The organism is Sphingomonas trueperi (assembly GCF_040545965.1).
Taxonomy (GTDB): Bacteria; Pseudomonadota; Alphaproteobacteria; order Sphingomonadales; family Sphingomonadaceae; genus Sphingomonas; species Sphingomonas trueperi_C.
In genome coordinates this window covers 20,398-33,601 of the sequence record NZ_JBEPMV010000008.1, presented here as the reverse complement: position 1 = coordinate 33,601, position 13,204 = coordinate 20,398, and the positions used below count along the sequence as shown (strand labels likewise).

The following is a 13,204-nucleotide window of genomic DNA, read 5'->3' as shown; positions in this document are numbered from 1 at the left end:
TCACTCGATTTTAGGGCCCGTTTGCGCGCGGGAGGGGGCGGCAAAACTTAGATAGGATTGGAACTCGCAGCTGTCCACAAAAGTTGACGTCTTTCGGTCAAAAAATCGCTGCTATTGCAAACGTTTGAGCGACAGTGACCTTCATCGTACTGCAAGTGCGGGGCGAAAAAAAATCGCTGATCTATGAGTAAGATAGTCGAGTTGGAACGGTTGCATCTCGCAACTGCAATATTTCACGATTGACAAGTTGCGGCCTTCTGGAGAGTGCTCGGCTGCCGGCATTAACCGGTCTTTAACCAAAGTAGGGGAATGTATGCGCACTCGTGTTCTCGCGTTGCTCGCTGCCACGACGGCAGCGGTTGTAGCTCCCACGGCCGCGTCGGCGGCCACCATCGTCGGCACGCTTGCTGGCGCAGTGTTCAACGTCGGCACCTCGACGCCGGTAATCGGCGCTGGCACCACCTTCACCAACAGCGGTACGGTCACCACCAGCAACGGCACGGGTGACCTGAGCCCCGTCTCGTTCTTCTCCCTGTTCACCCTCTCCAACGTGACCGCCACCTCGGGTTCGGCCGTCACTCTCAGCGGCGCATACGGCACCTTCGTGGGCACCATCTCGAAGGTGGACCTGTCGACCGTAGGCACCAGCGCCGTGGTCTCGCTGTACACGCTCGGCACCTTCACTCCGTCGGTCGCTCTGGCAGGCTTCGACCCGGGCGCCGCTTCGCTGACCTTCAGCTTCACCCAGACCGGTGGCGCTGGTTCGGCCGTGTCGGGCAGCTACACGCTTGCTTCACCGCCGAGCGGCGTTCCCGAGCCGGCCGCTTGGGGCCTGCTGATCGCTGGCGCCGGCATGGCTGGCGCGGCTGCGCGTCGTCGTCGCAGCGTCAAGGTTTCGTACGCCTAAGACGCAATCTGCGTAACGTGAAAGTGGGCGGCCTCTTATCGAGGTCGCCCTTTTTCATTTGGGCCATCGTTCAAAGCTTCACGGGATCGTTCGAGCCGAGGCAGTGACATGACAGCCAACACAAATGCTATCCTGATGGACGCTGCGGCTCGCCTCGCGAAGCTCGACGCTCTAGCTCGAGAACTGAATGATCCGCAACTGGCAGAGTGCGTACATGGGCTGTCGGTGTTGATGCAGGCGGTGCTAATTCTTCTCTCTGATCTACCGAGAGCCGTCAATGAGGATGCCAGCTTCGTTCGAGATATCCAACCTGAGTGTACCGCAGACTAAGCATCCTCGCATAGTGCGCGGCCTCGGAGGCTTCCTCTACCCTGTAGCCTCTACCTCGGCCTTCATTGTCAACTTTCGAACTATCTCGAGAAGCTGCCGAGCATCGTCACTTGCCAGCGAATAGAAGATCTTTTGCCCTTGACGGCGGGTTGAGACGAATCCCGCTGCTTTCAGTATGGTAAGCTGTTGCGAAACCGCCGTCTCCAGCACACCGATTGCAGCGGCAAGCTCGCGAACCGACTGCTCGCCGTCGAAGAGTTCCCGAAGAAGGAGGATGCGAGTGCGGCCCCCCAAGACCTTTAAGAAATCGGAATCACGTGCCGCCTGCCGATGTCGGTTCTCTATCATCAACGCTAGCCTATGAACCCGGCCTGCGGCGTGCAACCTGGCAGGTCCAAGCACCTAACGTAAGTTATTCTATTCGGCTCACTTTGAGTGCCGAAGCATACCCATTTGACAGCGCTGCAAACTACGCCATGCCGTCGACAACACGCAGCCCTCGAGGAGAGTACTTCGCTCCAACAACAGCGCTGTACGTCACGTCGTGAACGGCGTTGCAGGTACCTTCCAGCCGCACAGTGAGCGGCGTGCGGTGCACGCGAACCACTGAAATGGGCTCGTTGCGACCTCTGAGATAAACAGAGACGGTAGATCCATCGCCAAGAGCCAGTTCAACGTTTTTTATGATCTCCTGACCGGCTTCACCGTCATCTGCGCTCATCGTGAAGTCTCCTCAGGTCCACAATGGACGTGTTGCCGACGAACGCGCATTAATCCGAAATGATGCAACGCAGCAAGAGTGCGCGCGGCAAACTGATGGTTAACCGAGTTAAACTATTATCGCGCATACCAGTTCCGGTGACCCTAGCCAACTAATTGCAAGCAAAAGGAATCACGCGCACTTGATTGAGAGCCGCTGCACACCGGCACATTCCGCTAGCGCTTCCAGGGCGGTAGAAAGCCAGCTCCAATCCTCTGCACTGCCCTCCCGCGCCAATAGGCGGTCCAGCCGCAGCGGACCGCAATCTGGATTGATGTCCACCACCATCTGATCGAACAGCACGCGAACTGAATGACCACGCCGTCCTGCGATCCGCAACGTGTCGTTGAGCCAAGCCTCCTGCCGGCGATGCCGCTCGACGTCTTTCCTCACCGCAGCCCGCTCCGGTCAGTCAGTGCGCAGCCTAGCGGCTAAATGCAGTTTCCCACCCCTTATTGCCGCCCACAGGGTCCGGCGAGCTCGGCACTGCCGCGTCCGCTTTTGGGGAGGACAATCAGCCTCCTAAACGTCCTGAAGAGGCGTGCACCTGCCCGCGTCCCTACCCCCGCCCCGCGGCCGTTACCGCGCCATGAGCCGCAGTTCCAGACACGCTCGATGCTGACGTCAGGAGCTCGAGCATGGATGCTTTGCAAAGGTGATATCAATGACGACGATGCTACCGCCTTGCTCAGAGGACTTTCGACTGTTGCTATAGGAAAGCAGCGGGCGCCCTTGGGCGCGCTGCCGCCGAGATTTCCGCGTCTGCCCGATGCTGCGCATCCACTTACGCGGTTAGTCGAGTTACCGGGTTATTCGACTTAGCCGTTATCGATACTCTGCGGCCGATGGATAAAGGCGCTTCGGGGCGACTTCGCGACGCGCGGACCAATGTGCGCTTTAGAAAGCTGCTAGGGGCAGGCGAATGGCGACAAGCGGGGGCGTGCGACGTCCCCCCTTCCCCTTCGGCGGGCCTGGACAAGTCGCGAACCTGAATCACGTGATGTCCGCTTCTGGGAAGCCTTGGAGCACCTTCTAGCGGCAGGAATTGGGCGCGCAGCTGCCAAGCGGCTTCAAGCCGGTCAAGGGCAGGTTCTGGCGAGAGCTGCCGTCACACTCCTGGGGCGGGAACGGCAGGAATGTCCCAGTTCTGGTCACGGGCGGCGCGGACCTCCAGGGCTTCGAGGAAGCCTAACGGGGCACGAAGCTTCGTGCCCCCCTCCCCCGGTACACAGGGATCGATTGCGAACCAGTCAAAAGACATCTCCGCTTGCGAGAAGCGGTCAAAACTTCCGAACGATGCCAAGTGGGCGCTCAGCTGTCACCGCGCTCAAAGCCATATTCCCAGCTATAGGGCACACCTGTGGGACCTATAGCGGCACGCACTAGGGCCGGAAAAGCCGTCTCGATCCGGACGTCGTTACCAAGAATCACAACGCATCGGCGTCCGCGCTCCAGGCAGACAAGTGTGTTGGCTGTTACTTCGTTGTGTCCGCCCTTCAGCCATCCGGGGCCTTGGGGGCCGTTGAAGGCAATAACGCCCAAAGCAGCTTTAGCCGTAGTTCGCTCGCCTGCTGGTGCAGCATTCTGCATTGTGGGAAACTGCGTCTTGCCGGTAATCACTTGCGTCCCGCGTGCGAATTCAGCTCGCCAAGCTGCGGGCAATCCATAGCCTCGGACCATCGCCGCGGCCATTTGGGCGAAATCGGCGATCGTGGTGTCCATCGATCCAGCCGCTCGCACGCGACTGCGATCGTCATGCCGCTCGCTTTTGCCGCTCTCGTCCCATCCATCCGCCAGGTTTGTGCCGAAACTGCCCTGCCATACCAATGACGTCCGCGTCATACCCAAAGGACGGAAGAAACGGCGTTGCAGCTCGTCCTCCACGCTTAATCCCAAGCCCTTCTCAACCCCAAATTGTAGAAGAGAAATTCCCTCTCCAGAGTACGCGTAGCGGCTCCCGGGGTCGAAGTGAAAGCGCAGCTTGCCATCAGGCTCAAGGGAGGAGAAATTCGCAAATCCGGTAGAGTGATTGAGCGCGTGACGTGGGGTCACCTGCTTCCATCTAGGGTCATTGGCTAAATCTCCCCAGGCTCCATAAGCGTCGATGTTCCCATAGGACGGGAGCGGCTGGGGCAGCATAGAGGCGATTGGTCGATCGAGGGCTAACTTCTTTTCGGCCGCAAGCTGCGTGACCAGGTAGCCAAACACGGCTTTGGTCAGTGAAGCGCCGTACATAATGGTATCTGGACTGAGCGGGTCCCACGCGGCGTTCCGGACTCCATAAGTTCGGACAGAGACGACTTTGCCTCGGTCGATCAGCGCAATGGCTACACCCTTGGCCCCAGTTCTCGCCATCGCAGCATGAACCGCAGCATCGAGTTCGCGATTTGCAAAAGGTTTCGCCTGTGCTGATCCGCTGCCGAGCACCGCCACCAACCAAAGTGAAGCCAAAGAGTTTCGGGCAAGCATTATCACCCCTTCTGCAGCTGGAGGAATCCAGCGTCAGGCAAATCAGGCGGGTTGTCAAATTACCCATGTCATCTACTCGTGGAGTTAAGACATCCCTCTATGATCGGGGGTTTTGCGGTACCGATGACCGTTGGTCTAAACGCCTAGGCAGACTAGCCTGCAGATTCACATTGTGCGGCGAGAGCATCAGCGCTCCATTCAAGCAGGTATTATGTCATGATCTGACGCTTGGACGAAAAGCGATAAACACTTCCCCGAGAGATCCCGAGCTCGCGAGCGACATGTGCTGGTCGAACACCTTGCGCGAGCAGGTTGCGAACCGCTTCCGGGTCGATACGGGGCTTGCCCCCCTTATAGACGCCCCTCGACTTGGCCGCTTCAATCCCTTCCGCCTGGCGTTCTCGCCTGAGATTCGTCTCAAACTCCGCGAAAACGCCAAGCATGTCGAGGAAGGCTTTGCCAGCCGCTGTACCAGTGTCGATTGGCTGCTCGGTCGCTTTGAGAGCCACCCCCCTCCCCTTCAGCTCATGCACAATGTCTTGAAGATCCTTCATGGAGCGTGCGAGCCGATCGATCCGTGTGACCACCAAGGTGTCGCCTTCCCGCAAAAAATCCAGGAGCGTCTGAAGCTCCGTTCGGCCATTGCGGTCCGATCCAGGCTTCTTCTCTGATCGGATAGTCTGACAGCCGGCAGCTTTCAGGGCATCCAGCTGGACTGCGAGGTCCTGCCCCGCCGTCGACACTCGAGCATAGCCAAAAAGCGTCATTGTACCCTCTTTCTGTTCGAAGAGGGTCTAGACCGTTATGACTAAGTGTTCAATGTATCTGAAAGCGACCCTGATTTAACACACTATCGTTCAGTCGTATGTGTGCAGTCAGGGTATACCCATCCTGGCTACGGGAGCGCCGATGGCTAGAAGGGTGACCTGGGAGGTCATCGAAGCCTAGCTCGCCACCCAGATCCTAATTGGCCGTCTCGCTGGCACGGGGCAGAAGGCGCCGTGCGAACCATGACCCTCTTGAACAGGTCTGAAGCTATATGGCCAGCTAACCAAGCATTCAGGTGCGGCAGCGCCTGCGTTCCGAACCACGCAGGATCTGTTGCGGCGAATTGGCGAACAAAGGGCATGATCGCCGCGTCTGCAAACCCGCGCTCGAATCCGCAGAGCTGACCAGCTGCAGCGAGGCGCAGATCGAGTTCCTGTAGAAAGCTGAGGGCGCGCGAGCGGTGAACCACGGCATCCGAGCCATAGCGATCAGCATATTTGTAGCGGTTCAAGTGGTGTTTGAACTCGCGGTCATTAGCCTCGATCAGCGCGACGTCAGTGCGGGATAGCCAGTTCTCCGGATCCCGGGCTTGAAGCACATGCATCATAATCTCCAAGCTCTCGTCGATCACAATTCCGCTGGGCAACTCGAGGACAGGAACAGTGCCCTTCGGCGAGATCCTCAACATCTCAGCCGGCTTGTCGGCCAGCCTGACTTCGCGAAGCACGTACCGAGCATCGCTTACTGTGAGCGCTAGACGCGCCCGCATCGCATACGGGCAACGACGGAAACTGTAGAGAACCGGCTCAGCCATCAGCAGCGTGTGCTCGTCGAATTGGGCATACCGGGTCTAGGTGTGAGTGAGGCCGAAGAGGGCCTGAGCCGCTGCCGGTAGGATGGTGTAAACAACCTCACGTTGCGCGCCCCGATTGATGTGATCAACCCTGTAGCCCTTATAATGGCGGCGGACCAAGCCCGCACGAACCAAATCAGAGACCGCCCGACTGACGTTGCAGCGTCCTGAACGGCGGACCCGTTCGCGCACCTCCTCGTCGAGGCACCTAGCCGCTTCAGCGGCATCAGTCGGCAGCGTGCCTGCGCGCTCAAGTTCAATCCGCACATCGTCAATCTGCGCCAGTCTTCTGGCGTCGCGATTAGCCATCGGCAGCAAGGCATCGCAGAGCCAGTCGCGTAAGGGAATACGTCGGTCTCCTACCCCGACATAGGGTCCTGCGCTCAAAGCGCTGGGAGCGGCAGCACGGGCAATCAGCTGCAGCACCATGAATGCATATCGCGGCCGCAATGACACTTCAGCGATGCGCTCGATGACGGCAGGGAGGGTCATGGCCTCAGCAGTGTGCTCAGGTGACGGGGTGTCAAAGAGGTCGGCCTGATAGAACATATTGCGAATCTAAGCGCTAATCCGACTGCTGTGAATCCCTCAAACGTCGCCTTTCCGCGCTTTTCCACGGCTGACACTCAAGGGGCCAGCTCGCAACGAGGCATGCTGTCTTCCATGACACTTTACCGCAAGCGGAGGTAAAGTGTCAGACGTGAACCGGTATCTGTAAGGCAACACCGCCTGAGAAGGGGGCGGGCCAAAACATGGCGCTCGTGGGCGATTCCTCTCCGATCGCGTGACCGCAACTGGCTAATCGCCGCCGCCATGCCGCTGATGATGCACCGCGCCGGTTTCACGACCCGCGTCATTCCGTCCCTGGTCCTACTGCCGAAGTTCCTCCCCCACTCCCCTGCCGCGCTTACAACGGCGATCGCCGAGGCTCTTACTGCTGCGGCCACGAGCGGCCTCCGCGAGCTCGGGGCCATCGAGCGGGTACTGGAGCGGGGCAAGTCAACCGGCAGGTTACCAAGCGAAGCAAGGCCCCTGCCCTCGCTCGTCTCCTGGTCGCCTACCCCGGGCTTCAGGCATCAGCGGTGGCCCGCCTGCTTGGCGTTACTCCACAGGGCGCCAGGAAGCTCCTAGCAGGCCTCTCAGCGCCATCAGCTCCAGTGCTGGTCTAGGATCGCCTGCAAAGCCTCCTCGGCATCCTGCCGCGACGCGCCCCCCTTGTTGAGCAGTGTGAGCCGAATGCCCTTCCGATCGGCGCCCTCAATTCGAAGGACCGGCTTGCCCCCTGCAGTTGACACGGTCTCGGCTTTTCCTGACCTCTTGGGGGATCCTGACTTTTTGGGGGGGTCAACCGCTAGGCTCAGGATTTTGATTGTCTCGACCACCGATTGCGCCGGTGCCCCCGCGTTGCGTGCATCGGCGATACGCGCTGCTTCTGCGAACGCCCTCGCCTTGCGATCTTCAGGCTTCAGCAGTGCCTTGAGTGCGATCGCGTTCCGAACGCCGAGGTCCTGAGGGTTTGCAAAGGCACAGGTTAGCTCTGGAGGTAGGCGCGCAAGATCGAGGTAGCGGGTCAGCCAACTCTCGGTGACGTTGAGGCGTTCTGCCATCGTTCTCTGACGACCGTCGTAATAGCGACCGAGCGCACGAAGGTAATCCTTCGCCCGCTCTAGATCGGTCAGATCATCACGTGCTCGGTTTTCGATGTCGGCTAGGCGGAACGCCTCCTCATCGCCAATCTCGCGGATATCGATGAGGAACTTGAAGTCGGGATAGTTGTGCGATCGTAGCCAGCTGATCGTCCAGTGCCGCCTAGCACCGCAAATTACCTCGAAATCGAAGTCCGGATCGTTTGACAGGCGCCGAACAATCGCCGGCATCTCCTGCCGGCCCTGAGCTTTGATGCTCTCGATTAGGTCGGCGCAGCGCTCCTCCGTAAGCAGCGCGTAATCGCGGTTATGCCCCGCCCACATCCTGCAGCGCGCAGGATCGACAAGCTCGTGCATTCGGTTTACGACGGCACCAGAAGCGAGGTCCGCAAGTCTGTTTGAACGGCCTGTCAGAACATTCGAGGCGATGCCAGTTCGGCGCTGCGGCGCAGGCTCCTCCGAAAGGTTGATTCCAGCCGCAAGATCGGCTGCAAAGCCGCTGTTTCTCCTGCTCATAGGAGCATCCTTCTTCCGAAATTGCACGCGTGCAATTTACTCATATTTTTCGTTCCGGTACGCGTGCAACGCGCACGCCTCACGCCAGCGCCGCCTTACGAAGCGCCGCTTGATGGCTCGGCCACATCGAGCGAATGTCGACTTCAATCTCTGCGTTCACCCCATCAAGATACCCCAGACAACGATTGCGGACCGCCGAGCTAGTCGCAGGTCCGTCAAGCTCGTAGACGGTCATGAGCCGAGCGGTCGCGTTGTCGATCTCGGCCGAATCCTTAAGCGGCGTCCGGATCATGGCGTGGCCGAACAGCGTTCTCATCAACTGCAGCAGTTCTTTCTGCATCGACTTGTTCTCATCGACCTTGGAGCCGACAAACCTGAGAAACTGGAGCTCCGGCGCCATGCCTCGTTCGGCAAGCTGCTCAATTGTCTCGTCGAGCATTGAAAGGAATGCGGCCGTGGACGAAAAGTCCATTACAGTCGGCGGCACCGGCACGACGAGCGCGTTCGCTGCACGAAGGACGGATAGCGATATCGCTCCCAGTGCGGGCGGAGGGTCCATTACGATGACATCGAAGCGGTCGGCGATGCTGTCGATCCCGACCTTCAAACGATTGAGGAGCGCGTCGAACCCTCCTCGCGCCATACGCGCGGCGAGTTCGTACTCGGAATTGAAAAGCCGCAGGTTTGCGGGGATCAGTTCGAGGCCATCGAAGTGCGTCTTGCGAAGTGCATAGTCGAGTGACGTCCGCTCGTCTTCCCGCAAGAAGGGATAGAGCGTGTCATCCTCGTCTAGGTCAAGATCGGGCACATAGCCGAACAGTGTTGTCGCCGAAGCCTGGCTATCGCAGTCCACCAGTGCAACTCGGTAGCCCCGTATAGCGAGATACTGAGCGAGGTGGACCGCCACGGTGGATTTACCAACGCCGCCCTTGAAATTCTGCACTGCAACCACGCAACAGGGGTCTCCCGCAGCGCGGTAAGGCCGAGTTCCGAAAACGCCGCGCATATCGTTGAGCTGCGCGAGCGTGTAGCGTTCGCGGCGATTATTGTCGGTGCGCGATGGCTCGGGGAGTCGACCGTCCTTCTCAGCGTCGCGGATTGCCGCCGGTGTCCGGTTCACCAGCTCTGCCGCTTTGCCGATCGTGAAAGTCGGCTCCCTCCGGTCGTCCGAGCGCGCACTGCGCGCCGAATCTCTCAGCTTCTCGAGTACCGACGACGTTCGCCCCGCAAGCGCAGCGACCGATACCAGCCGATCGGCTTCCTCAAGATCGAGTCCGTTAGCCACATTTCACCTTTCGCAATTCAATGGGTGGTATCTCAATTTGCGCTTTTCAGTCAAGATAACGGCTAATTTCGAAAGTTACGATGGCATTTCGAGGCGTTTTGGGCATTCAACGCTTCAACCTGACTCGCTGGGGGATGGCAAATTGCACGCGTGCAATTCTCTTATGACGGGCGTCCGCGCCGGTTCACCCAACCTTCGCAAAACCCCTTCCAAGATGCGATCATTTTGGCACCACGCAGCTTTTCTAGTCGCTCGCCCATATGCTCTCGATAGGCGTCCGCGATCATGTTCACGTCCCAACCACCGCCATGGGCTCGGCCTATTGCCAGGAGATCCTCCGCGCCGAAGCTGATCGACCCCCTTGGGAATGTTCGCTCTTCCGTTTTCTTGGGCGCAGCAGCGGATGACGGCAGGGCGGCTCGCGCAACCTGACCTATCGACACCCCCTCCACAGTTCCATCACGCCGCGCCTTTCGGCCTACAGAATGTCGGTCTAACTCGCCGACGGTCTCAATGACATCCGGTGGTCCCTTGGGCTCGAAACGAAGTTCGAGTTCAGTGACAGTTCGGCCCTTGCGGATCTCACGCCACTCCACCTTGAAGTGCGCAAGCTGGTCTACCTCCGCCTTCGCTTTCTCGAGCACCTTTCGCCGGAGCTGGGCAAAGTCGGTGTATACCTCGGGCGGGATGCCGAGGGCCGCTCGAAAGCTTGCCATATCGCCCTTCCATGTCGAGTGCCGGCGGTGAAGGCGAAGCGCACCAAGTTCATAGAGCTTGAGTGCATAGCTTGATCGAAAACCAAGGACCGCTTGCCGATTAAGCACTGCGTAGGTCTCGGAAGCCTGGATCAATCTGCGAGCGTCAGGCGTGAACTCCCATTCGATCCACCCTGCTTCGCCATCCTCGTCACTCTCCTCCCGCGATCGGGATATCAGCGAGAACCGGAGCGTGGCCTTTTTTCCACGCCATGACCTGTCATCCACAGCAAACAGTGTGCGGTGAAGCTCCTCGAGCATGTCGCTGATACGCTCGTTGCCTTTGTGTCCGCGGCGGATGTCGGCTTTGCGCATCCGATGAGGGCGATCTTCCCAGGCATCTCCGCCCGCTGTCAGGATCATGAGCGCCAACAATCGGGATGCTGTGAGGCTTAGAGACTCGCCCTTCACGAATTTCACTTCGATGATATTGCCCGGCTTGGCGAATTGGTCACCTCCCTTTGCCTGGAGGGCCGCAGCGACACGCATCGCCCGCCCTGGAGCGTTCGCCTCGGTCTCTTCTCGTGCCGCCTCAATCATTTGGTCAGCGTTATCATCCATGCGCTACTTCGATCTGAATCAGGTCGCGGAACCTAAGGGCTGCCTGACCTGACCTCATCCGTCAAGGCAGGTCAGGATGACGCAGTCTCTTGCCCCCCGTCTGGTCAGGATAAAAAATGACCGCAAATTCGCACCAATCCCTAGGCGAACTGCCGAGTCGGGACAGGGTTGTTCTTGGCCGCTTGAGGCACTTGAAAACACAGTCTTTCCGTGATCGACCACCAGGATGCAGCTCCGAACGCGCTGATTACGGGCCGCCCCCAAAAGGTCAGGAGTGCCCCCGAGCGGTCAGGAAAAGCCCCCCAAGAAGTCAGGTTGCAGCCCCCGCGAGGACAGGCAAGTTCCCCCATCCGGTCAGGACGACCGTTTTAACCGACTGAGACTGCACCACATTTCAACCGCTGAATCTGAATCTTTCGAATCTCGAATCCTTCCGCTGCGAGCAGCGGCGATTGTAGATAGGTTTCTTCAAACAGAAGAAACCGACTCGCCCGAGGCGAACGGATGCGCAGGCTTGTCGCGCCACAGCCTATATTCCTCGATCCCGATCCAACCGGCTATGTTCACGGAGCTATTCAGGGCCGGCAGGAGGGGCAGCCTTGGCGGCGTGCGGCAAGGCGCGCGAGGCTAGCATTCCTGAAAGGGGTCGAGGCCAGGATGAGTTCACCCGCAGGAATGACAATGCGTGTTGCGCATTCCCGGGCGCTTGACCAGATCATCATCGGCAGCACTACGACCGTGCAGCTTCAGCCATTGTCGCCGGCCAGGCACTGCTGCGACACGCAGCATGTGGCACTGAAGGATCACGGCCCAGGTGAGCAAATGCTAACGCGATCCGGGTCCAAGGAACGTTGGCGGGAACCAGCTTGCCTACGCTGATGCGCAAACCGCTCCGGTCATGCAATGCTTCAGCCCCGGCGTCGAACCACCTTCCTTCGCCCAGGTGCGGAACAGTATGGAGGTGAGGGCGAGCACATCTCTCGCAACGGCCGCCGGCTCGCTGGAACCTTATCAAACTGGAACGTTGGCACCAACCGATCGGATTTAGCCATAGGGTTTCGGGGCTGATCGGCATGCCGATCCGATGAATCGATGACAGCTTGATGCCAAGTACAAAAATGCCGTTTCGTTCTCTTTACAGTCATATCATGTTTTTTGCGGGAGTCGAAAATGGCAACCTCAGCTGGACCTCTGGGCTAGCGGGTAGGGGAGGCGCCAACCAACCGCAGCGGCCGCACGAAGATCCGTGCCTCACCGATAAATGCTCGCCCCAGGTACGCTGCCGAGACCATGACCCTATGTACCTGTCCGACACGCTCATCTCTCCCAAAGGAAGAGCACTGCAGCTATTGCGATGCAGCTGAGAGAAAGCCAAATCATCACTTGACCGTAGATATGCAGCACGAGGCGGAGCCAAGGATGCCGCTTACGTATGAGCGTTGCTGACGCGACCGCAGCGAATAATACGATAGCACCCGGCACCGTGGCGCAATCTGCGCCGGCGGGGCGAGGGGATGCGCGTGACCCGTGCTGAGCCGAGACCAGCTCGAGAGAATGGCGCTGACATAGGCCTGCGTTTCCGCGATCCGCGGCACGGTGGTTTTCACACGCCCCGGGCCCGCATTGTAGGCCGCGAGTGCGAGGTGGACCTGCCCGTAGCGATCGAGCTGCTGGCGTAGATAGCGCGCGCCGCCGCGGAGGTTCTGGACGACATCGTAGCGGTTCACGCCAAGGCCATAGGCCGTACCCGGCATCAACTGGGAGAGGCCGAAGGCATTGGCCGAGGAGACGGCCTGTGGGTTGTACCTGCTCTCGCGCATGATCACCGCGTCAAAGAGCCCTACGGGGATCCCATGCTCGCACGCGATCGCGCTCATCATGGAGTAGTAGGTCGCGCGCCGCACCTCGGCCGCATAGCCGAGCAGGCCCGAGGGTGCGTAGGGCACCGAAGTACACTCAGGTGTATACGGGATCGACGGGAATGCCGCGCCCGCGCGTATCCAAGCCGGCACCGCGATTGATGAAATAGGCGCGACACGGGTGAAGCCTGTCGCAGGCTGTTCAAGGGAAGGCGCTGCCGGGCTGCCGAAGCCCTGTGCCATCTGAAATTCCACATAGCGGCGGCTCAGATCGTGGACCCGAAAGGCGCTCAACATGGCGTCAGAGACCGCTGGTTGAGGTTCTTCTGGGACGCTGCCCCCTGCCATAGCGCCGCCTTCCGGGGCGAATAGTTGTGCGGCACCCAGGTGGATGAGCTGCACCCCCCGAGTGGGGCGGTTTTGGGCCGCAGCTGACGGTGCAAGGGCGGCGCTCAAAACAGAAGCGAAAAGGATCGAGCGGAGCATTCTGGCTCT

The 13,204-nt window shown here is 59.5% G+C and carries 12 protein-coding genes; 1 reads left to right on the top strand and 11 read right to left on the bottom strand.

Annotated features, from left to right (window positions below):
* Positions 1 to 313 precede the first annotated feature (313 nt).
* On the top strand, positions 314 to 907 hold the full coding sequence (locus ABIC35_RS19280; protein WP_121079844.1) for a PEP-CTERM sorting domain-containing protein: 594 nt from the start codon (positions 314 to 316) through the stop codon (positions 905 to 907).
* Between the two features lie 366 nt (positions 908 to 1,273).
* Here the strand turns inward: ABIC35_RS19280 and ABIC35_RS19275 are convergent, their stop codons facing one another.
* From ABIC35_RS19275 to ABIC35_RS19225, 11 genes are all read right to left on the bottom strand, one after another.
* Positions 1,274 to 1,585 carry an ArsR/SmtB family transcription factor gene (locus tag ABIC35_RS19275; RefSeq protein WP_121079846.1) on the bottom strand — a complete coding sequence of 104 codons (312 nt, stop codon included), beginning with the start codon at positions 1,583 to 1,585 and terminating at the stop codon, positions 1,274 to 1,276.
* 121 nt (positions 1,586 to 1,706) lie between these two features.
* The gene (locus ABIC35_RS19270) at positions 1,707 to 1,958 is read right to left on the bottom strand and encodes a hypothetical protein (RefSeq protein ID WP_147425982.1); all 252 of its coding nucleotides are present in this window, start codon (positions 1,956 to 1,958) and stop codon (positions 1,707 to 1,709) included.
* Positions 1,959 to 2,129: 171 nt separating this feature from the next.
* Positions 2,130 to 2,390: a hypothetical protein gene (locus ABIC35_RS19265; RefSeq protein WP_147425984.1), complete on the bottom strand. Its 261-nt coding sequence runs from the start codon at positions 2,388 to 2,390 to the stop codon at positions 2,130 to 2,132.
* Between the two features lie 918 nt (positions 2,391 to 3,308).
* Positions 3,309 to 4,466 (bottom strand): serine hydrolase domain-containing protein, encoded by a 1,158-nt coding sequence (locus ABIC35_RS19260; protein WP_121079848.1) that lies wholly within the window; start codon positions 4,464 to 4,466, stop codon positions 3,309 to 3,311.
* A 209-nt stretch (positions 4,467 to 4,675) separates the two neighbouring features.
* Positions 4,676 to 5,233, bottom strand: coding sequence for a recombinase family protein (locus ABIC35_RS19255; RefSeq protein WP_121079850.1), 558 nt, complete (start codon positions 5,231 to 5,233; stop codon positions 4,676 to 4,678).
* A gap of 167 nt (positions 5,234 to 5,400) precedes the next feature.
* Positions 5,401 to 6,048 carry a glutathione S-transferase gene (locus ABIC35_RS19250; protein ID WP_121079852.1) on the bottom strand — a complete coding sequence of 216 codons (648 nt, stop codon included), beginning with the start codon at positions 6,046 to 6,048 and terminating at the stop codon, positions 5,401 to 5,403.
* Between the two features lie 36 nt (positions 6,049 to 6,084).
* Complete coding sequence (locus tag ABIC35_RS19245; protein WP_121079854.1) at positions 6,085 to 6,636, bottom strand: hypothetical protein; 552 nt, start codon at positions 6,634 to 6,636, stop codon at positions 6,085 to 6,087.
* Between the two features lie 599 nt (positions 6,637 to 7,235).
* Complete coding sequence (locus tag ABIC35_RS19240) at positions 7,236 to 8,249, bottom strand: ParB/RepB/Spo0J family partition protein (RefSeq protein ID WP_121079859.1); 1,014 nt, start codon at positions 8,247 to 8,249, stop codon at positions 7,236 to 7,238.
* Between the two features lie 79 nt (positions 8,250 to 8,328).
* The gene (locus ABIC35_RS19235) at positions 8,329 to 9,534 is read right to left on the bottom strand and encodes an AAA family ATPase (RefSeq protein ID WP_121079861.1); all 1,206 of its coding nucleotides are present in this window, start codon (positions 9,532 to 9,534) and stop codon (positions 8,329 to 8,331) included.
* A 161-nt stretch (positions 9,535 to 9,695) separates the two neighbouring features.
* Positions 9,696 to 10,778 (bottom strand): replication initiation protein, encoded by a 1,083-nt coding sequence (locus tag ABIC35_RS19230; protein WP_121079962.1) that lies wholly within the window; start codon positions 10,776 to 10,778, stop codon positions 9,696 to 9,698.
* A 1,451-nt stretch (positions 10,779 to 12,229) separates the two neighbouring features.
* Positions 12,230 to 13,195, bottom strand: a complete 966-nt coding sequence (locus tag ABIC35_RS19225; protein ID WP_121079863.1) for a lytic transglycosylase domain-containing protein — start codon at positions 13,193 to 13,195, stop codon at positions 12,230 to 12,232.
* Between the last annotated feature and the right edge of the window lie 9 nt (positions 13,196 to 13,204).